Origin of the sequence: Rhodococcus sp. ZPP (assembly GCF_017656075.1) — a bacterium.
Taxonomy (GTDB): Bacteria; Actinomycetota; Actinomycetes; order Mycobacteriales; family Mycobacteriaceae; genus Rhodococcus_F; species Rhodococcus_F oxybenzonivorans.
This window is the reverse complement of sequence record NZ_CP058638.1, coordinates 4,267,425-4,287,097: the sequence shown is the minus strand read 5'-3', so window position 1 is coordinate 4,287,097 and position 19,673 is coordinate 4,267,425. Positions and strand designations below refer to the sequence as shown.

16 protein-coding genes are annotated in these 19,673 nt (G+C 66.3%); 12 read left to right on the top strand and 4 right to left on the bottom strand.

The annotated features are described in order from the left end of the window. Positions 1-105 precede the first annotated feature (105 nt). Together HYG77_RS20295 and HYG77_RS20290 are read left to right on the top strand one after the other, a co-directional pair. Positions 106-1,626 carry an MFS transporter gene (locus HYG77_RS20295; protein ID WP_208963455.1) on the top strand — a complete coding sequence of 507 codons (1,521 nt, stop codon included), beginning with the start codon at positions 106-108 and terminating at the stop codon, positions 1,624-1,626. Positions 1,627-1,726: 100 nt separating this feature from the next. Next, positions 1,727-2,623 (top strand): diiron oxygenase, encoded by an 897-nt coding sequence (locus HYG77_RS20290; protein WP_109333487.1) that lies wholly within the window; start codon positions 1,727-1,729, stop codon positions 2,621-2,623. 1 nt (position 2,624) lies between these two features. Here the strand turns inward: HYG77_RS20290 and HYG77_RS20285 are convergent, their stop codons facing one another. Next, positions 2,625-4,910, bottom strand: a complete 2,286-nt coding sequence (locus HYG77_RS20285) for a bifunctional SulP family inorganic anion transporter/carbonic anhydrase (protein WP_208960385.1) — start codon at positions 4,908-4,910, stop codon at positions 2,625-2,627. A 266-nt stretch (positions 4,911-5,176) separates the two neighbouring features. Here HYG77_RS20285 and HYG77_RS20280 point away from each other — a divergent pair, with 266 nt between their 5' ends. Further along, positions 5,177-5,584 (top strand): DUF302 domain-containing protein, encoded by a 408-nt coding sequence (locus HYG77_RS20280; RefSeq protein ID WP_109333491.1) that lies wholly within the window; start codon positions 5,177-5,179, stop codon positions 5,582-5,584. A gap of 17 nt (positions 5,585-5,601) precedes the next feature. Here the strand turns inward: HYG77_RS20280 and HYG77_RS20275 are convergent, their stop codons facing one another. Further along, the gene (locus tag HYG77_RS20275) at positions 5,602-6,060 is read right to left on the bottom strand and encodes a carboxymuconolactone decarboxylase family protein (RefSeq protein WP_208960384.1); all 459 of its coding nucleotides are present in this window, start codon (positions 6,058-6,060) and stop codon (positions 5,602-5,604) included. Between the two features lie 49 nt (positions 6,061-6,109). On the opposite strand from HYG77_RS20275, the gene HYG77_RS20270 reads away from it, so the two are divergent. The 3 genes from HYG77_RS20270 (at position 6,110) to HYG77_RS20260 (ending at position 9,624) form a co-directional block, all read left to right on the top strand. Continuing rightward, a complete protein-coding gene (locus HYG77_RS20270) occupies positions 6,110-7,519 on the top strand; it encodes a PLP-dependent aminotransferase family protein (RefSeq protein WP_208960383.1) in 1,410 nt (469 codons plus the stop codon). A gap of 226 nt (positions 7,520-7,745) precedes the next feature. After that, entirely contained in the window at positions 7,746-8,282 is a 537-nt protein-coding gene (locus tag HYG77_RS20265; RefSeq protein ID WP_208960382.1) for an OsmC family protein, read from the top strand. 40 nt (positions 8,283-8,322) lie between these two features. Continuing rightward, positions 8,323-9,624: a bifunctional o-acetylhomoserine/o-acetylserine sulfhydrylase gene (locus HYG77_RS20260; protein ID WP_208960381.1), complete on the top strand. Its 1,302-nt coding sequence runs from the start codon at positions 8,323-8,325 to the stop codon at positions 9,622-9,624. Between the two features lie 77 nt (positions 9,625-9,701). Here the strand turns inward: HYG77_RS20260 and HYG77_RS20255 are convergent, their stop codons facing one another. Together HYG77_RS20255 and HYG77_RS20250 are read right to left on the bottom strand one after the other, a co-directional pair. Beyond that, entirely contained in the window at positions 9,702-11,939 is a 2,238-nt protein-coding gene (locus HYG77_RS20255; RefSeq protein WP_244372969.1) for a serine/threonine-protein kinase, read from the bottom strand. Between the two features lie 150 nt (positions 11,940-12,089). Further along, positions 12,090-12,785 (bottom strand): TetR/AcrR family transcriptional regulator, encoded by a 696-nt coding sequence (locus HYG77_RS20250; protein WP_208960380.1) that lies wholly within the window; start codon positions 12,783-12,785, stop codon positions 12,090-12,092. Between the two features lie 95 nt (positions 12,786-12,880). On the opposite strand from HYG77_RS20250, the gene HYG77_RS20245 reads away from it, so the two are divergent. The 6 genes from HYG77_RS20245 to HYG77_RS20220 are packed head-to-tail and all read left to right on the top strand — an operon-like array spanning position 12,881 to position 19,664. Further along, a complete protein-coding gene (locus tag HYG77_RS20245; RefSeq protein ID WP_208960379.1) occupies positions 12,881-14,065 on the top strand; it encodes a lipid-transfer protein in 1,185 nt (394 codons plus the stop codon). A gap of 40 nt (positions 14,066-14,105) precedes the next feature. Beyond that, entirely contained in the window at positions 14,106-14,537 is a 432-nt protein-coding gene (locus HYG77_RS20240; protein ID WP_208960378.1) for an SRPBCC family protein, read from the top strand. A 5-nt stretch (positions 14,538-14,542) separates the two neighbouring features. Next, complete coding sequence (locus HYG77_RS20235; RefSeq protein ID WP_208960377.1) at positions 14,543-15,418, top strand: MaoC/PaaZ C-terminal domain-containing protein; 876 nt, start codon at positions 14,543-14,545, stop codon at positions 15,416-15,418. A gap of 12 nt (positions 15,419-15,430) precedes the next feature. Then, complete coding sequence (locus tag HYG77_RS20230) at positions 15,431-16,300, top strand: SDR family oxidoreductase (RefSeq protein ID WP_208960376.1); 870 nt, start codon at positions 15,431-15,433, stop codon at positions 16,298-16,300. An 11-nt stretch (positions 16,301-16,311) separates the two neighbouring features. After that, on the top strand, positions 16,312-18,525 hold the full coding sequence (locus HYG77_RS20225) for an acyl-CoA dehydrogenase (RefSeq protein WP_208960375.1): 2,214 nt from the start codon (positions 16,312-16,314) through the stop codon (positions 18,523-18,525). Continuing rightward, positions 18,522-19,664 (top strand): CaiB/BaiF CoA-transferase family protein, encoded by a 1,143-nt coding sequence (locus tag HYG77_RS20220; protein ID WP_208960374.1) that lies wholly within the window; start codon positions 18,522-18,524, stop codon positions 19,662-19,664. Before HYG77_RS20225 ends, HYG77_RS20220 begins: the two co-directional genes overlap by 4 nt. The last annotated feature ends 9 nt before the right edge of the window (positions 19,665-19,673 follow it).

Genomic DNA, 19,673 nt, shown 5'->3' with positions numbered 1-19,673 from the left:
GTCTCATTTCCTATCGGGAGGACCACCGTGCATCCTCGCAACGAGGCACCACAGGTACAGGCCGACCAACCGGACACGACTGGATGGACGTTCCGGCAGATATGGATGCTGGTGGTTTCCTGCTGTGCGGTCGCGCTCGTCGTCGCAGCGATGGCGGCGCTGAACACCGCGTTGCCGGACCTGGCACGCGACACCGGGGCCACCCAGAGTCAGCTCACCTGGATCGTTGACGGCTATACCCTGACGCTCGCGGCCCTGCTCCTGCCCGCAGGCGCACTCGGGGATCGGTACGGCCGACGTGAACTTCTCATGCTGGGACTGCTCGTTTTCGGCGCCGCCACCGCGGTGCCCCTCATCAACGACGCGCCCGAGTGGATCATCGGATCGCGAGTGGCTGCGGGAGTGGGGGCAGCCTTCGTGATGCCCGCGACGCTGTCGCTGCTCACAGCGGGTTTTCCGCCGTCGCAGCGCGGGCGGGCCGTGGGCATCTGGTCCGGCGTGGCCGGTTCGGGTGCCATCGCCGGAATGCTGGTGTCCGGTGCGCTTCTCGAGAAGTGGTCGTGGATGGCGATCTTCGTCAGCCTCGCGGTGGTGTCCGGGCTCATCCTGCTCGTCAGCTTCACCATTCCCTCGTCCAGGGACGCGAGCCATTCTCCGCTCGACCTGCCCGGCACTGCATTGATCGTGACCGCCGTCGGCATGTTCGTCTTCGGCACCATCGAGGCCCCGCATCGAGGCTGGCTGGATCCTGTCGTCCTGGTTCTGCTCGTCGGCGGACTCGTCGCCGCCGGCGCTTTCGCCTGGGTGGAACTCCGCCGAGAACATCCCCTTCTCGACGTGCGATTGTTCGGCAATCGTGCCTTCGGGTCGGGGTCGATGTCACTGCTCCTGCAGTTTCTCGCCTCCCTCGGGCTCTTCTTCCTGGCGATCCAGTACCTGCAGTTGGTGCTGGAGTACTCGCCCCTGCAGTCGGCGCTGGCGCTCGCGCCCATTGCGGTTCCGGTCGTCATGATGTCCGCCGTCATGCCGCTGGTCGTCCCGCACGTCGGCCTCCGGCCACTTCTGGCGGCCGGGACCGCCATCCTCGGCGCGGGAATCTTCCTGCTGGTTCGCCTGGATGCGGATTCGAGTTATCTGGAGGTGTCCTTCCCCCTCATCGTCGCGGCCTTGGGCATCGGGCTGTGCACCGCACCTGCCACCGCCGCGATTGTCCAGAACACTCCCGATGCCAAGCAGGGCGTCGCCTCTGCCGTCAACGACGCCGCCCGCGAGATCGGGTCGGCCATCGGAGTGGCCCTGGCCGGCAGCATCCTCGCCACCGGCTACAGCCGGAACGTCCAGCCGGCGGTCGACGCACTTCCCGAACAAGCGAAGGAACCGGTCTCCGGCTCACTGGCGGCCGCACTGCACGTCGCCGAAACGGCGGGCCCACAGGGCGAGCAGCTGGCGACGTTCGCGCGCGACGCACTCCTGAAGGGAATGGACGAGGCCTCCGTCGTCTTGGCCGGAGTGTTGTTCGCCTCCGCGGTCCTGCTCGGAGTGTGGGCGCCCGGTCGCCGACACCCGTCGGTTCGCGTCGATGCAGCCGAGCGGGATGCCGCCGAGCGAACGGCCGACATCGACTGAATGAACGTTGCCCTTGTGACCCCTGTCATTGTATCGTTCAGTATCAGTAACACGCTGTCACACTTAATTGACCGCACCGGCCACTGATCAAGGGGTAGTCATGACCGCATCGATTGTCGTCTCCGACCGCGAAGAGACCGCTCAGCGCCTGCTGGCGTCCTCGGCCCGCAAGTCCTACGACCCGATGGTGGAGGTCGACTGGGAAGCACCCATTCCCGACGACAAGTTCGGGCTCACGCCCGAGTGGAGCACCCTGTACGGCACCGCGCTGTGGGACGAGATGACCGACGCGCAGAAGATCGAGCTCACCAAGCACGAGGCGGCGAGCGTCTCGAGCGTCGGGTTGTGGTTCGAGATCCTGTTGATGCAGATGCTGCTCCGCGACGTGTACGGGCGCGACAAGCACTCCCGGCACGTCCAGTTCGCCCTCACCGAGGTGGCCGACGAGTGCCGCCACTCGGTGATGTTCGCTCGCGCCGGCGAACGCCTCGACATGCCGAGTTACGGCCCGCACCCCGTGATCCACAAGCTCGGACGTATCTGGGGTGGCTTCTTCAAGGGCGCCAATGCGTACGCCAGCGTGATGGCCGCCGAGGAGATCCTCGACATGATGCAGCGCGACTTCATGAAGGACGAGCGGGTGCAGCCCGTCACTCGGACGGTGAGCAAGATCCACGTCCTCGAAGAAGCCCGGCACATCCGCTTCGCACGCGAGGAAGTCGGACGACGCATCGAGGGCGCCAGCTGGGCACGACTGCAGCTGGAGCGCCTCAACACGGCCGTCGTCGTCTACTTCGTCATGAAGAGCATGATCCGCAAGGAGGTGTACTCGAATGCCGGCCTCGATCCGGAGCGTGCCATCGCCGAGGCCAAGCGGAACCAGCACTACAAGGACACCGTCCGCACGTCCGGTTCCAAGCTGATGCAGTTCCTCGACAGCGTCGGCCTCGTCGGCGGCCCGTCCAAGCGGCTGTACAAGAAGGTCCACCTGCTCTGAGTCAGCTGGGCACAGTGTCCAGATAGGACACACAGGTCGAGGTGATTTCGAGTACGCGTGCCGAAGGGATGTCGAAGAACATTCCCGCCACGCGCACTCGGCCCTCGGCCGCTGCTGCGCCGACCACCGGATGCCGTTGCAGGGTCTGTAGCTGTACCGCGACGTTGACCATTCCCAACCGGTCCACTTCGTCGAAGCCGAGCTCCTCAGCCGCACGTGCCACCGGATGACCACTGAGGAACGCCTTGTGGCTCGGCTGCGCGAACGTCAGCCACTGCTCGACGGGCCCCTGCTCGGCGATCGAGTGGTCGTCTCGTTCTTTCCCCTGTCCAAGTACAGCTTTCATGGCACCGCAACCCGAGTGGCCGCACACGATGACGGAGCTGACGTTCAGTTCCTCCAATGCAAACGTCAGCCCGGCTTCGACCGACACGTCCTGTCGACCCACCGGGACGAGATTGCCGACATTGCGCACCGTGAAGAGATCGCCCGGACCGCTGCTGGTGATCACGTTGGGCACGATGCGAGAATCGGAACAGGTGAGGAACAGCGAATCGGGGCTTTGACCGTCCTTCAGGTCGTCGAGGTGCGACTGCAGGTGTGCGGCGTTGCGCCGGTGGTACTCGGCCACTCCCGCCAGCAGTGGGCGCAGGGCGACCGGCGTGGAGTCGTCTGCGCGAGAGTGCCGCGGCTGCCAGCTTTTCCAGGGGGCGAACCTCCGGGCGCTCGCCACTCCGACCCCGCGCTGTGGAGGCGCGTCACCGATGGAGTCCATGTCGACGGTGCCGAGAGCATCGATCACCACAATCCCACCCGACCGCTCATGGTGCCGCTTCCACTCGTCGATCGCCTCGAACATGGCGTGGTCCAGAAAGTCGACAGCCAGTTCCACGGTGACGTGCGCACCGTCGGGCACCCTCGCGAGCAGCCCGGTCAATGCAGGCATGGACAGGAAGCTGCATGACCCCTCGACGGTCACGCGCCACCGGCCGGATCCCTCGGTCCCGGAACCACCGATGGGCTCCGCACGCATCTTCGGGTGGATGACCCGCCACAGCAGCAGGATCACGGCGAGAGCCAGGCCGAGGAGCACTCCCTCGAGCAGGTTGAGGAAGACGACACCCGCCACGGTGACCCCGTACACCCACAGGTCGCCGGTGCGCCGGGCCGTGCGCAAATCGGCGAGCTTGACGAGCTGGATACCGATCACGATGAGCAGTCCGGCGAGCGCGGCCATCGGGATCTGCTGGACCAGCGCGGTCAGCAGCGCGGCGAAGACGAGAATCCACACTCCGTGCAATACAGCCGACGCCCGGGTTCGTGCACCCGCCGCGACGTTGGTGGAACTCCGCACGATCACACCGGTGACCGGCAGTCCCCCGATCAGCCCCGAAACCATGTTGGCCGATCCCTGGCCGACGAGTTCCCGGTTGAATTCGGTTCTTTCGCCGCCGTGCATCTTGTCCACCGCGACTGCGGAGAGCAGGCTCTCGACGCTGGCGATCAGCGCCACCGTGAGCACACCTGTTGCCACCGCCAGCCACGGGCCTTGTGGCATCGCGGGTAGCGACAGCGCGTCGAACAGCGAGCCGTCCAACGTGATTCGATCGATGTCGAGCGGAAGAACCAGTGAGGCAAGGGTGGCCGCCGCAACCGCGACGAGCGGTCCGGGGAGCATGCCGAACTTGGGTGGCACCTTCTTCCACAGCAATAGAATGGCGATCACGGCCGATCCGATGAGAACCTCGCCGTATCGTGCGGATGCGAGTTGAGACGGAAGCTGCGTGATGTTGGCCCACGTCGAGCTGTGCGATCCACCTCCGAGGAGAACGTGAATCTGCTGAAAAGCGATGGTGATTCCGATCCCGGCCAGCATTGCATGGACCACGACGGGAGCGATCGCCAAGGCAGCTCGCGCAATTCGGCTGAGCCCGAAGATGATCTGCAGGAATCCGGCCGCGACGGTGATGGCACAGGTGGCGCGCCACCCGAAGGTGCCTACCAATTCTGCTACTACGACGGTCAATCCGGCCGCCGGACCGCTGACCTGAAGGGGTGATCCGCCGATCGATCCGGCCACCACGCCGCCGACGATCGCGGCGATGAGGCCCGCCATGACCGGGGCATCGGATGCGATGGCGATTCCGAGCGACAGCGGCAGGGCGACGAGGAAGACGACGAGCGAGGCAGGCACGTCGTACCGGGCGTTGCGTCGCAACCTCTCACCGAGGGTCGGTCCGGGGACGGCAGCGGATGGGGGCGCTTTCTCATTCTCGAGGATCGACATGTCGACACCTTACGGTGACGACCGGGCGAAACGCCCGAATCGGCTGCCGTCCTGTGGCATGTGTCACCGACGCTGAAGGTTTCGCGCGAACACAACGAAAACAACTGGACAACAGGCATATACATCGGGATCCTGTCGTCCTACCCTCCGGCCGAGGCCGGACGTTCACTCCGCCCACAACGTCTCATGGCACCTCGTGCACCATATGCTTCGCCTACCGCGCGGGGTATCGTGGGAGAGGAAAGCAGCCCCGAGGGAGCACCATCATGAAGCTCGCACTGTCGACGACTTTGCACACCTCGTTCGATGACGCCGTCGAGCGCACCCGCCAGGCTCTGGCCGAGCAGGGTTTCGGAGTGCTCACCGAGATCGATATGAAAGCCACCCTGAAGGCGAAGCTCGGTGAGGATATGGAGGACTATCTGATCCTCGGAGCCTGTAATCCGCCGCTCGCGCACCGCGCGGTCGACGTGAACCGGCAGATCGGCTTGCTCCTGCCCTGCAACGTGGTGGTGCGCGCCGATACCTCCGCCGAGAACACGATCATCATCGACGCGATGAATCCGGCGCTGATGGTGTCCGTGGCCGAGGAGCAGGGCCTCTGTGAGGTTGCAGACGAGGCCACCACCAAGCTGCAGGCAGCCATCGACGCCCTCACCGCGCAGAACGCCTGACCACGCCGCCGCCGAAGTCAGCGCACCTTCGGCGTCTTCCTCGTGCTCACAGCGATCCGATTCCAGGCATTGATCGTGAGAATCAGTGAGATGAGCTGAGCCAGCTCGGCCTCGTCGAAATATTCCTCGGCCTGCTCATACACCGAGTCGGGGACGAATCCGTCGGTCAACACCGTGATCGACTCGGCCAAGGCGAACGCCGCCCGCTCCTTCTCGGTGTACAGGCCGTGCGCCTCCTCCCAGGCGTTGAGGAGAAACAGCTTCTGTTCACTCACCCCGATCTTCCTGGCGTCGGCAGTGTGCATGTCGATGCACCAGGCGCAGTGGTTGATCTGGGAACACCGGGTGAGTACCAGCTCGACCAGCTCGGGGTCGAGTCCCTGACGAGCCGCGGCGTCGAGGGCGATCATTGCCTTGTATACGGCGGGCGCCTTCTTCGCGATGTCGACCCGCGTCTTACGTTCCGTTGTGGTCATACGACAAGACTATGCGCCCAGTAGCCCAGGTTCGTGGTTCAATCCGGTCATGGAAAGTTGGGCCAATTCGGGCGTGGGTCGGGATCTCCACCTCGACATGGTGTCCTCGTCCGGCACTCCTTCGACCACGCCGCGCGCCGACCTGGTCGCGGCGCTGCGCACGGCGATCCGTTCGGGCCGACTCCTGCCCGGCACCGTCCTGCCACCGTCGCGCACCCTGGCGGCCGACCTCGGTCTCGCACGCAACACGGTGGCAGGCGCATACGCCGAGCTCGTCGCCGAAGGCTGGCTCACTGCACGCCAGGGTTCGGGCACCCGGGTGGCGGACCGCGCCCGGGAGCCGCAGCAAACCCCCCGCATGCGTCGGGGCGTCCCGCCTCCACCACCGATGAGTCTGATGCCCGGCTCCCCCGATGTCGCAGAGTTCCCGCGAACCGCCTGGACAACCGCGGCGCGACGCGCCCTGACAGCGGCACCCCATGACGCGTTCGGTCCCGGCGACCCACGGGGACGGATCGAATTACGCCGCGCCGTAGCCGAATACGTCACCCGCACGCGCGGCGTCCGCGCCGACCCGGAGTCCGTGGTGGTGAGCGCGAGTTCCGGACACGGATTGTGGCTGCTCGCCCGCGCACTCGGCGGCCCGATCGGAGTGGAGAGTTACGGGTTACATCTGCACCGCGCACTCCTCCGTGACGCCGGGGTGGCCACCGTTCCTTTGGCACTCGACGATCGGGGCGCGCACCCGCCCGATGTGAACGGTCCCTCTCTCACCGCGGCACTCGCCACGCCGGCGCACCAGTTCCCGACCGGTGGCCCGCTGCACCCCAGCCGGAGAACCGCTTTCGTGGACTGGGCGAGCAGTACCGGCGCGGTGGTGATCGAAGACGATTACGACGGCGAATTCCGCTACGACCGACAGCCCGTCGGTGCGCTCCAAAGTCTGGCGCCCGAACACGTGGTGTATCTCGGCACCGTGAGCAAAAGCCTGTCTCCCGCGGTGCGCGTGGGCTGGATGGTGCTCCCCGATCGGCTGATCGACGACGTGCTGGCGGTCAAGGGCGACTACGAAAGGTGGGTCAGCGCTACAGAACAGCTCACCCTCGCCGAGTTCATCGGGTGTGGCGGGCTCGATCGGCACGTCCGTCGGATGCGCACCCTGTACCGCCGACGCCGCGACACCCTGGTTGCCACCCTGGCATCTCGCGCACCGCACGTGCACGTCGCCGGCATCGCGGCCGGATTGCACGCCGTACTCGAACTTCCAGCAGGAACGGAAGAGGCCACGATTGCACGCGCCGAGGCGCTGGGTCTGGCCGTCATCGGTCTGCGCACGTTCCGCCATCCGGACGCCGAAGACGAGCGGCCGGACGGTCTCGTCGTCGGCTACAGCACACCGTCGTCCGCGCGCTTCGCCGCCACACTCGACGCACTGTGCCGGGCGCTGCCCACCCGTTGAGCGCATTTCCTATAGGACTAGTCGGAATGCGTGTCTTCCGGTTACAGTCTGTCCGTGACCGACTTCCACGCGATCGATTCCGGCGAGCTGCTGACGCGGCGCCGCCATGTCGATTTCGCGTTGGTGTGTACCTCAGGGTGTCCGAGTCTCTGATCGGACTCATCCCGGCGTGACGTTTTCCCTCCGCCGGGCCAATCCCGTACACCCTCCGTTCGAAGGATTCGCCATGTCTGCCACCGATACCGCGTCACTTTCACACCTGTCGTCCGTCATCGCCGCCACCTCCGACGCCGTCTCCCAGAATCCCGCCAACGCCCAGGTCGTCTTCCGCGCGTCCGCCCAGGCGCACGACGCCGTGGCCAGCACAATCGCCCTCGGCAAGTACAGCGTCGAGGTGGACGAACCGCCCGCGCTCGGTGGTAGCAACGCCGCCGCCAACCCCGTCGAGTACTACCTCGCGTCGCTGCTGTCGTGCCAGGTGGTCACCTACCGCTTCTGGGCCGACAAGCTCGGAATCCGAGTGGACGACATCTCCGCCCGGGCCGAGGGAGATCTCGACGTGCGTGGGTTCTTCGGCTTCGACGAGTCCGTCCGTGCCGGGTTCGGCGAAGTGCGCGTCGTCGTGACACTGACCGGCCCGGAATCGCGGGAGCGCTACCGCGAGCTGCAGGAAGCGGTGGATGCACACTGCCCCGTCCTCGACCTCACCCGCAATTCGACCCCGGTCCACACCGTCGTCGAAACACTCACCAGCGAAAACTGATTCACCACATCCACCTCACCGAAATCGGAGTACACCACTCGTGACCGAGAGCATCGACCCCAGCATCAACTGGTCGTTCGAGACGAAGCAGATCCACGCCGGGCAGACGTCCGACGCCACCACGAAGGCGCGGGCACTGCCGATCTACCAGACCACCTCGTACACCTTCGACAACACCGATCATGCTGCCGCACTGTTCGGTCTGGCCGAGCCGGGCAACATCTACACCCGCATCATGAATCCCACCCAGGACGCCGTCGAGCAGCGCATAGCCGCACTCGAGGGGGGCGTCGCCGCGCTGCTGCTGTCCTCCGGGCAGGCCGCGGAGACCTTCGCGATCCTCAACCTCGCCGAGGCCGGGGACCACATCGTCTCCAGCCCATACCTCTACGGCGGCACCTACAACCTCTTCCACTACACGTTGCCCAAGCTGGGCATCGAGGTGTCGTTCGTCGAGGATCCCGACGACCTCGAGCAGTGGGCGTCGGCCGTCCGACCGAACACCAGGGCGTTCTACGGCGAGACCATCGCCAACCCCAAGAATCACATCCTCGATCTGCCCGGGATCTCGAAGGTCGCGCACGACAACGGCCTTCCGCTGATCGTCGACAACACGGTGGCCACGCCGTACCTGCTCCAGCCGTTGAAGCACGGGGCCGACATCGTCGTGCATTCGGCCACCAAGTACCTCGGCGGGCACGGCACGGCGGTCGCCGGCGTGATCGTCGACGGTGGCACCTTCGACTGGACCCAGGGTCGGCACCCGAACTTCACCACCCCCGACCCCAGCTACCACGGTGTCGTCTTCGCCGATCTGGGTGCTCCCGCATTTGCACTGAAGGCGCGCGTGCAGTTGCTGCGCGACCTCGGTTCCGCGGTGGCCCCGTTCAACGCGTTCCTCATCGCTCAGGGCATCGAAACGCTGAGCCTGCGTCTCGAACGGCATGTGGCCAATGCCCAGAAGGTCGCCGAATACCTCGAAGCTCGTAGCGAGGTGACGACGGTGGCCTACGCCGGTCTCGCGTCTTCACCCTGGCACGAGCGCGCACAGCAGCTGACCCCCAAGGGAGCCGGCGCCATCGTGACGTTCGAACTCGCCGGGGGCGTCGACGCCGGCAAGAAGTTCGTCAATGCGCTCACCCTGCACAGCCATGTCGCCAACATCGGTGACGTGCGTTCCCTGGTGATCCATCCCGCGTCCACCACGCATTCGCAGTTGACTCCGGAGGAGCAGCTCGCCGCCGGGGTCACGCCCGGGCTGGTCCGCCTGGCTGTGGGCATCGAAGGTATCGACGACATCCTGGCCGACCTCGACGCCGGGTTTGCCGCAGCGGGCGTCTGATTGGGAAGACGAGAGGGCGCGGGGCTGCTCGGCCCCGCACCCTCTTGCGTCAGATCATCCGACGCTCGTACGGACGATCACTCGTGCCGGGGTACGCCCGACACCACGCGGGAAAGTGCGTGTAAGTCCTCCGTCAGCAGGCGAAACAGCCAGTACGCCGCGACGAACGCGAAGACACTTCCGACGCACAGCACACGGAGCGCGACCACCACGTGCGGTAGGTCTTCCGGGGGAATGAACGTTGCACCCGCGACACCGAGCAACGGCACCGCGGCGGCCGCGGCCAGGAAGAACATGCTGCGCCGACCCAGCCGGTGCAGCATGCGGGCGTCGGCAGCACTGATCTCCCCGTGCGGCAGGAAGACCGGGTACAGGCAGCGGACGGCATAGAAGTTGACGAAGAAGAACGGATAGACGACGGCGATGGCGCCGCAGACCAGTTGTGCGGCCGTGAAGTGGACAACCGTATTCCACGGCACCTCACTTCCACTGATCTGCAACGTGGCCGGGACGATGATGCCGGTCACCGCCCACAGTCCGAGACACAGTAGGGCGCATCGTTGTCCGAGCAGCAGGGTGTCTTTGCGGGCGCGGGCGAGGTGGCCGCCGTCATACGCCTTTCCCTTCCGAAGCCCACCGGCCACCGTGGTCAGATACAGCGTCATAGAGACGGTGCCCACAACCCCGATCACAAAGGCCGTGGCGTAGTCGATTCGCGTGATGCGCTCGAAACTGCTCTGCGCGGTGGGCGGTAGCTTGCTGATGATCAGCGTGGTGTTGTGTTGATAGCTGTACAGAATTGCCAGGAGATTCGGTACGGCGATGGCGAGGAACATGATCGGGTGCGTCCACCGCCGCATCCGCAACCGCCAACTTCCCGGTGGTGGATCGACGAGATCGCGGGCGTGGGCATCGAGACACACGTCGAACTGTTGGGACATTTCGGCTCCGGTGGAGAACCGATCCGCCGGCTCGGGCTCGAGCGACTTCAGCAGCACTCGCCGCAACGCGCTCGGGCAGTCGGCCGGCAGGTCCGCGATCGCGGGTTCGTGACGGCCGCGGCGTCGTTCGAGCATCGCGTCGAGGGTGGTGCGATCGCCGGGCGGGTGCGTTGCCGCTTCCGCGTCGGTGTCACCGGTAGGCGTGTCGTCGAAAGGCTTACGTCCGGTGAGCAATTCCCACAGCACCACGGCAAGCGAGTACAAATCACTTCGGGTGTCGAGGTCTGCCGCGGTCCCCGGCCGATCTGGATGGATCGCCTCGAGCTGCTCCGGCGACATGTACGCGAGTGAACCACCGAAGTACGCGACCGGGCTGGTCCCGGGAAGAGTCTCGCTGAAGCTGATGTTGAAATCGGCCAGCTTGGGGACGCCCTCTGCCGTCAGCAGCACGTTGGCGGGCTTGATGTCCCGGTGTAGAACACCGTGTTTGGGGGCGTAGTCGAGGGCCTCGGCCAATCGGCGGCCCAGCCACGCCACGGTCTCCGGCCACGACAGAGCTGCGACTTCCTCACGTACCCGGGATTCACTGGGCCGTATCTCGCCCTTGCTGACCAACTCCCGATCGACTGCCTCCAGCAGCAGAAGTCCGGTACGCAGGCCGGGCGCCGTCTCGCGTACTCGCGCGACCACCCCGAGCAACGTGCCGCCCGGCACATACTGCATGTACAGCAATCGCAGCATTCGGTCGGCGAGGAGGCGCTGATCGAAGACCCGGACGATGTAGTCGTGATCGAACTGGGCGAGGGTTTGCGGCTCGGTTCCGTGGTCCTCGGAGATCTTCACCGCGACCAGTCGTTGCATCGACCGCTGACGGGCGAGGAAGACCCGGGCAAACGCTCCTCGTCCCAGGACCGTCATCAAGTCGAAGTCGTCGACCCGCTGCCCGACGTCGAGATCGCCGAGTTCCGTACTCCTCGGGGGCGGCGCCGCGGAGGTGTGTTCGAGGTGGTGAATCGAGGTGCTGTGGTACTCGTCGGTGCTCAGCAATTTTTCGAGTTCGTCGGCCTGCGCCGGAAACGTCCGCGTGTATTCCGAGGGTTCGACCGGCTGACCGCTACGCCTGCGTAGATGGAATTCCTCGTAGATCAGGTCTGGCGGTAACGGCCACCTGCCGAGCTCGGGAAGCTCGTCGCGGTACTCGGCCAGCCGCTTCGGGTGGTCGCCGCGGAGCCACCGCTTTTCCAGGTCGACCTTGATCAACTCGATCAGCGACACCCTGCGCAGCGCCGGATCAGCGGGCAGGTAATCGGTGAGGTCCGGAGCGGGGCCGGACGACTCCCACGCTGCCGCGAATCGCCCGACGATGTCTCCCACCGCCGTCGACTGTGGCGGCGGGCCGCTGGACACCGTCGCTTCCGGTGTCGGTCGGACCAAGCGCGTCACAAGCTTCTCGGACGCTAGCGGTCGTTCCGTGAACCTCGCCCGGAGAACATGCAGACCATGGTAGCTCGACGATCCCCCGTGCTACTGCAGTTCGGAAACGGGGGTCGTGAGGTCGATATGGACGCCGATGCCCTGCAAATTTCCGTGCAGCACCTGCCAGATCGACACCTCGAGGAACTGCGCCACCTCGTCACTGCCCAGTGTCGATTGCGGATTGCTCAGCCATCGGTTGACGCTCGCGTCGACCAGTCCTACCAATCCGAAGGCCAGCGGCTCCGCAAGATCTGCGTTGTCTGCCACCTTCTCCAGCACGGCCGCCAGCAGGCCCGCGAGCTGGAGTGCGATGGCAGTCTTCGTCCCGGTCACGACACGCGAACCGGTAGTGCGCCTGCTCGGCGACCCGGTGCCGAGGAATTGGTGCAGACGGGGAAATTCGACGATCCACGCCAGGTACGTCTCCACGGCCCGCGCGATGGCTTCACCTACCGTCCCCTCCGGGGTCAGCGTCGGCGCCAGATCTGCCATCAGACGTTCGATGATGCGTCCGCGGAGCTGCTCGTCGAGGTCGCCCCGGTCGGTGAAGATGCGGTAGACCACCGATCGTGGGACGTCGGCGCGCTGCGCGATCTGCTGCACCCCGACGTCGGGGCCGTCCTCGTTGATGGCCTCCATCGCGGCGTCGAGAATCCGGCTTCGGCGTTCCGCCTTGTGATCCTCCCAGCGGGTGGCACGACCGTCCCCGGTGGGCGAGGTGGCGGTGTCGACTTTGTCCGGCATCCGCCATACGTTACTCACCACGTAGTTGACTGGACAGCACGTCTCACATACTTTTGGTGGACAGCGTGTCACACACACATTTCTCAGGAGCCGCAATGGGTAACAGGGTGTTCGTGGTCGGAGTCGGGATGACAAAGTTCGAGAAGCCCGGCGCACGCGAATGGGACTATCCGGACATGGCGCGGGAGGCCGGCGGCAAGGCCCTGGCCGATGCCGGAATCGACTATCCGCTCGTCGAGCAGGCGTACGTGGGGTATGTGTACGGCGAGTCGACGTCGGGGCAGCGCGCCGTCTACGAACTCGGCCTCACCGGCATCCCGATCATCAACGTCAACAACAACTGCTCGACGGGGTCGACCGCCCTGTTCCTCGCCACGTCGGCGATCCGGAGCGGCCAGGTCGACTGCGCACTGGCACTCGGCTTCGAGAAGATGCAGGCCGGTTCGCTCGGGTCCACGTACGACGATCGCGAACAGCCGATGATGCGCCACCTCCTCGCGCTCGCGGAACTGCAGGAGTTCGCGATGCCGCCCGCGCCGTACATGTTCGGTGCAGCCGGTAAGGAGCACATGGAGCGATACGGCACCACCGCGGAACAGTTCGCCAGAATCGGCGTCAAGAACCACCGCCACTCGCAGAACAACCCCTACGCCCAGTTCCAGGACGAGTACACGCTCGACCAGATCCTCGACTCCAAGCAGATCTACGGTCCCCTCACCAAGTTGCAGTGCTCCCCGACGTCCGACGGCTCCGGCGCGGTGATCGTGGCCAGTGAAGACTTCGTCGAGAAGCACGACCTCGCCGGTCAGGCCGTCGAGATCGTCGGGCAAGCGATGGTGACCGATCTCCCCAGCACGTTCGAGGACAGGAGTGCAATCAGCCTGGTCGGTGCAGACATGACCCGCACGGCCGCCGCTCGCGTCTACGAGCAGGCCGGAATCGGTCCCGAAGACATCGACGTCATCGAACTGCACGACTGCTTCTCCACCAACGAATTGCTCACCTACGAGGCGCTCGGTCTCTGCGCCGAGGGCGAGGGCGGCAAACTCGTCGACAACGACGACACCACGTATGGCGGACGCTGGGTGGTCAACCCGTCCGGCGGTCTGATTTCCAAGGGACACCCGCTGGGCGCCACCGGACTCGCCCAATGCAGCGAACTCACCTGGCAGCTCAGGGGAACCGCCGACGCACGGCAGGTCGACGGCGCGAGCGTCGCTCTCCAGCACAACATCGGCCTCGGGGGCGCAGTAGTCGTCACCGCGTACCGCGCTCTCTGAACTCTTTCCTACCCACCTCGAACACACTTAGGAGTAACTCATGGCTTCCGTTTCCGTCTCCGCTGCGCTTCCCGCCTCCCCCGACAAGGTGTGGGACGAGCTGTCCAACCTGTCCCGCTGGGAAGAGTGGCTCACGATCCACCAGTCGTGGAAGAGCGAGGTCCCCGCCGAGGTGGCACTCGGATCGAAGTTCACCGAGGTGGTCTCCGTGATGGGCATGGCCAACAAAATCGAGTGGACCGTCACCGAGGTGCAGGTGCCCGAAATGGTGAAGATCTCCGGCACCGGCATGGCGGGTGTCACCGTCGAATTCACGCTGAAGGTCGAGCCGGACGGTGCCGGATCCAAGGCGATCATCGACGCAAGCTTCACCGGCACGATGATCGTCGGTCCCATCGGCAAGGCAGTCGCCAAGAACGCGAAGGCGGATCTGGAGGCATCCCTGGCCGGGTTCTCCGATATGGTGGGCTGATCCGTATGACCACCCCCACAGTCGAATTCGACACGAGTGGTCTCGGCGAGTGGACGGATCCGGAGCGGTTCGAGGTTACTGCCGAGCGCATCGCCCAGTACGCCGCGGCCACCAACGATCCCATCGAACGCCACCTCGCCGGAGAGGTCGCACCACCGGTGTTCGCTGTGGTGCCGGCGTTCACCTCGATGGCGCCGGCGGCACTGTCCGTCGCCCCGGTCGAACTGCTCATGAAGCTCGTGCACGGGGAACAGGATTTCTTCTTCCACCGTCCTATCCGCCCCGGCGACAACCTGGTGGTCCGCGCGAAGCCGATCGGATTCGAGGGGCGGGCGAACGGTTCCACCGTCGTCGTGTACGTCGAAACCCGCACAGAGCAGGGCGAACTCGTCAACGAGCAGTGGATGACCGCATTCTTCCGGAAGGTAGATGCGGGAGCCGGACTCGGCGCGCAGGCACCTGCACACCGGTTCGACGAATCCCTTCGCGGGCAGGCGCCGGAAGCGTCGATCACCCAGCACATCGACGACGACCAGACGTTCCGGTACTCGCCTGCCTCCGGTGATCCGATGCCGATCCACCTGGACGACGAGATCGCGCGGATGTCCGGGCTCCCCGGAATCATCAACCACGGCCTGTGCACCATGGCGTTCACCTCATGGGCGGCGCTCACCGAACTTGCCGACGGCCGGGTCGAACGCCTCCGCAGGCTCGCGGTGCGGTTCGCCAAGCCAGTCCTGCCCGGCCAGGACATCACCACGCAGTTCCGGCAGGTCGCCGAGTCCACGGGCGGGACAACGTCGTACGCCTACGAGACGACCGTCGGCGACGAACTCGTCATCAAGGACGGCCTCGCCGTCATCGCGGATACAGAAGCCTAGGAGTACGTACACATGGGAACACTCGACGGACGGGTAGCCATCGTCACCGGCGCCGGGCGCGGGATCGGGCGGGAGCACGCCCTGCTCTTCGCCCGGGAGGGGGCCGCCGTGGTCGTCAACGACCTCGGCGGTGCGAACGACGGCACCGGCGAGGACGCAGGCCCGGCCCAGCAGGTGGTCGACGAGATCGTCTCCGGCGGCGGCAAAGCCGTGGCGAACACCGACAACGTGGCGTCCTGGGACGGTGCCGAAGCGCTCGTCAATCAGGCGGTCAGGGAGTTCGGTCGGCTCGACGTCCTGGTGAACAACGCGGGCATCCTGCGCGACGCCTTCATCGCGGGAATGTCCGAAAGCCAATGGGACGCCGTCATAACCGTGCACCTCAAGGGACATGCCGCGACGCTGCATCATGCAGCGGCGTACTGGAAAGCGCAGACCAAGGCGGGCGAGACGGTGAACGCCTCCGTGATCAACACCGCGTCCGCGTCCGGCACGTTCATGCCCAACGCCGGGCAGGGCAACTACGGCGCCGCGAAGGCGGGCATCGCCGCACTGACCCTGGTCGCCGCGGACGAGCTCGAGCGGTACGGCGTCCGGGTCAACGCGATCGCGCCGATCGCCCGCACCCGGCTGACGCTGGCCACTCCCGGTATGGGCGCATTGTTCGCCGAAGAGGTGCCGGAAGGTGAGTTCGACGCATTCAGTCCGGCCAACATCTCCCCGCTGGTCGCCCGGCTCGCGGATGCGGACTGCAAGATCACGGGCAAGGTGTTCGCGGTGCAGGGCGGAGCCATCTCCGAGCTGGCCGGCTGGCACGACGTGAAGACCATCGAGAGCGACGGCCCGTGGACCGTCGCCGACCTCGCCGACCGGCTCGGCTGAAGGGTTCGGACATGGCCAAGAATACGTATGAACTGGGCCTAGGGCTCACCGAGGAGCATCGCGCCCTCGCCGATTCCGTTCGGGCCTTCGCCGAACGCGCCATCACGTCCGAGCAGGTGCGTGCCGCGGTCGAGTCGAAAGGCGAGGACAAGTTTCCGCCGTTCTGGGACGCGCTCGTCGGCCAGGAGCTGCTGGGCCTGCACATCCCCGAGGACAAGGGCGGCCACGGCGCCGGGCTGCTCACCCTGGCCGTCGCGCTGGAGGCGCTCGGCCGCACGGTGGCCCCCGGCCCATTCGTTCCGACCGCACTGTCCGCCGCCCTCGTCGCAGCCGCGGATTCCAAGGTCGGAATCGAGCTGATTCCTGCCCTTCTCGATGGATCACGCACCGCCGCGGTCGCCTTGGGTACCGCGCTCCATGCGCAGGCGCACGACGGCGGATACCGGATCGCGGGAAGCGCAGACGCCGTTCTCGGCGGCGAGCACGCCGACATCCTGCTCCTGCCGATCACCGTCGGCAACGACGTGCGCTGGGCCGTCGTCGAGTCGGCAGACGTCACCGTCACCGCGCAGGACAGCATCGACGTACTGCGAGGCTCGGCAAGAATCACGGCAGACGGCGTTCACGTCGGCGCTGATCAGATCCTCGACGGACTGAGTGAACAACGCGTCCGATCGATCGCCGCCGTCGTGCTGGGCGCCGAAGCGATCGGGGTGATGTCGTGGTGTGTCTCCACTGCCGCCGAATACGCCAAGACCCGTGTGCAATTCGGGCGTCCCATCGGGCAGTTCCAGGGCGTCAAACACAGGTGCGCCCACATGGGCATCGCCCTGGAGAAGGCGCGCGCCGTGTTGTGGGATGCCGCGTCCGCCCTCGACAATGACGACGACACCGCAGATTTCGCCGCGGATATCGCCGCCGTCATCGTTCCCGATGCCGCGGTGCAATGCGCTCAGGACTGCATTCAGGTCCACGGCGGCATCGGATTCACCTGGGAGCACGACGCGCACCTGTATTACCGGCGGGCGCTGGCCATCCGAGGGCTCCTCGGTACCCGCGAGGAGCGGGCTACCCGCGTCGCCGAACAGTCGCTCGCCGGCACCGCCCGCTCCTCCGAACTGGAACTGCCGGACGAGGCCGAGGCGATTCGGACGCAGGTACGGGCGGAACTCGCCCCGCTCGTCGATCTCGGCGAGGACGACCAGTTGATTGCCCTCGGCGACGGCGGCTGGGTGCAGCCGCACCTGCCGAAGCCGTACGGCCGCAGCGCGTCTCCGCTCGAGCAGATAGTGATCGCCCAGGAGATCAAGGCGGCCGGGATTCCCATGCCCCAACTGCTGATGGGCGGCTGGGCGGTGCAGGCCGTCGTCGCCCACGGCACCGAGTCGCAGAAGCAGGACCTCGCGGTCCCCACCCTGCGCGGAGATGTGGTGTGGTGTCAGCTGTTCAGCGAACCGGGGGCCGGCTCCGACCTCGCGTCGCTGACAACGAAGGCGGAAAAGGTCGACGGCGGCTGGAAGGTGACCGGCCAGAAGATCTGGACCACGGTGGCACAGTTCTCCGACTGGGCCATGCTGATCGCCCGCACCGACCCGTCGAAGCCGAAGCACGAGGGCATCACCTACTTCGTCCTCGACATGTCGACACCGGGAGTCACCGTCCGGCCGCTGCGCGAGATGACCGGGTCGGCGCTGTTCAACGAGGTCTTCCTCGACGACGTGTTCATCCCGGACGAGAACGTGGTCGGGAACGTGAACGACGGCTGGAACGTAGCCCGCACGACCCTCGCGGGCGAGCGGGTGGCACTCAGCCAGAAGATGGAGGCTTACGCCACCGACAAGGACCTGCTCCAATTCGCCCGCGGACGAAACCTCGGACCGTTGGCGCGGTACCGCGTCGGCGAACTGGTCGCCGAAAGCCAGGCCATCGATCTGATCGGCTCCAGGATTGTGCTGAAGCAGTTGTCGGGGGCGGACGTGAGCACCACGTCGAGCGTCGGCAAGTTACTCGGCATGGGCCTCGGGCAGGCGATCGCCGAGTTCGTCGTCGCCGCACTGGGACCTGCCGGTGCCGTGAGCATTCCGGGTGAGCCGAGCGACAAGGCGATGGAGCAGTTGATCGCCGGCCGGGCCACCACCATCTACGGTGGCACGACCGAGGTACAGCTCAACGTGATCGGGGAGCGCATGCTCGGGCTGCCCCGCGACGCGCAGGGAGTGTCGTGACCGGCGGGCCGCTGAGCGGGCTGACCGTCGTCGAGATCGCGAGCCTCGCGCCCGCCCCGTTCGGCTGTATGATCCTCGCCGACCTCGGCGCGGACGTGATCCGCGTCGAACGGGCCGGTGACGGCGGCAGCGGGCTCATGGCACCTTCAGGTGTACTCGACCGCGGACGACGATCGATCGCCGTGAACCTGCGCACTCCGGAGGGGCTGGAAGCCGTTCTGGCACTGGTCGAGTCAGCCGACATCCTCGTCGAGGGTTTCCGTCCCGGCGTCGCGGAACGGCTGGGCATCGGCCCCGACGACTGCTTGTCACGCAACCCCGGACTGATCTACGGGCGCATGACCGGCTGGGGTCAGGACGGGCCGCTCGCGGCGCGGGCCGGGCACGACATCAACTACATCGCGCTCGCAGGCGCGCTCGAACCCATCGGGCGCGCCGGCGAGCGACCGGTGCCGCCGCTGAACCTGTTGGGCGACTTCGGCGGTGGCGGCCTGATGTTGACGATGGGAATCCTGGCCGCGCTGCACGAGCGCTCCAGGTCGGGCCGCGGACAGGTGGTGGACGCGTCGATGGTCGACGGCGCGGCGCTGCTGACGGCGTTCGTCCACGGCATGAACGCCGCCGGGCTGTGGCAGGAGGGCCGCGGGCAGAACGTCCTCGACGGGGCAGCCGCGTTCTACGACACCTACGAGTGCGCCGACGGTCTGCACGTGGCGGTCGGGTGCGTCGAACCGCACTTCTACGGTGAACTCCTCGACGTGCTGGGGTTGAGCGGTGAGGATCTGCCTTTGCAGTACGACCTCGATGCGGCGCCGGAACTGAAGAAACGCCTCGCCGAGGTGTTCGCGACCCGACCGCGGGACGAATGGGCGGCGCTGTTCGCCGATTCCGACGCGTGCGTGTCGCCCGTCCTCTCGCCGTGGGAAGCGCACGAGCACCCCCACAACAAGGAACGGGAAACGTTCGTCGAAGTGGGTGGCATCCGCCAGCCCGCACCGGCACCGCGCTTCAGCCGCACCCCGGCGCCCGTTCCCCGGCCGGCCCCGCGGCCCGGGCAGGACACCGATGCGATCCTCGCGCAGGCCGGGTACGACGCGGCGGGCATCGAGCACCTGCGCTCGACGGGTGCCGTCGAATAGATGACGGGA

Coding starts and splice junctions, on each gene's coding strand:
- HYG77_RS20250 (WP_208960380.1), bottom strand. CDS start 12,785: ATGCCGGACAAAGTCGACACCGCCACCTCGCCCACCGGGGACGGTCGT.
- HYG77_RS20235 (WP_208960377.1), top strand. CDS start 14,543: ATGACCACCCCCACAGTCGAATTCGACACGAGTGGTCTCGGCGAGTGG.
- HYG77_RS20245 (WP_208960379.1), top strand. CDS start 12,881: ATGGGTAACAGGGTGTTCGTGGTCGGAGTCGGGATGACAAAGTTCGAG.
- HYG77_RS20275 (WP_208960384.1), bottom strand. CDS start 6,060: ATGACCACAACGGAACGTAAGACGCGGGTCGACATCGCGAAGAAGGCG.
- HYG77_RS20270 (WP_208960383.1), top strand. CDS start 6,110: ATGGAAAGTTGGGCCAATTCGGGCGTGGGTCGGGATCTCCACCTCGAC.
- HYG77_RS20240 (WP_208960378.1), top strand. CDS start 14,106: ATGGCTTCCGTTTCCGTCTCCGCTGCGCTTCCCGCCTCCCCCGACAAG.
- HYG77_RS20295 (WP_208963455.1), top strand. CDS start 106: ATGCTGGTGGTTTCCTGCTGTGCGGTCGCGCTCGTCGTCGCAGCGATG.
- HYG77_RS20285 (WP_208960385.1), bottom strand. CDS start 4,910: ATGTCGATCCTCGAGAATGAGAAAGCGCCCCCATCCGCTGCCGTCCCC.
- HYG77_RS20280 (WP_109333491.1), top strand. CDS start 5,177: ATGAAGCTCGCACTGTCGACGACTTTGCACACCTCGTTCGATGACGCC.
- HYG77_RS20225 (WP_208960375.1), top strand. CDS start 16,312: ATGGCCAAGAATACGTATGAACTGGGCCTAGGGCTCACCGAGGAGCAT.
- HYG77_RS20265 (WP_208960382.1), top strand. CDS start 7,746: ATGTCTGCCACCGATACCGCGTCACTTTCACACCTGTCGTCCGTCATC.
- HYG77_RS20230 (WP_208960376.1), top strand. CDS start 15,431: ATGGGAACACTCGACGGACGGGTAGCCATCGTCACCGGCGCCGGGCGC.
- HYG77_RS20290 (WP_109333487.1), top strand. CDS start 1,727: ATGACCGCATCGATTGTCGTCTCCGACCGCGAAGAGACCGCTCAGCGC.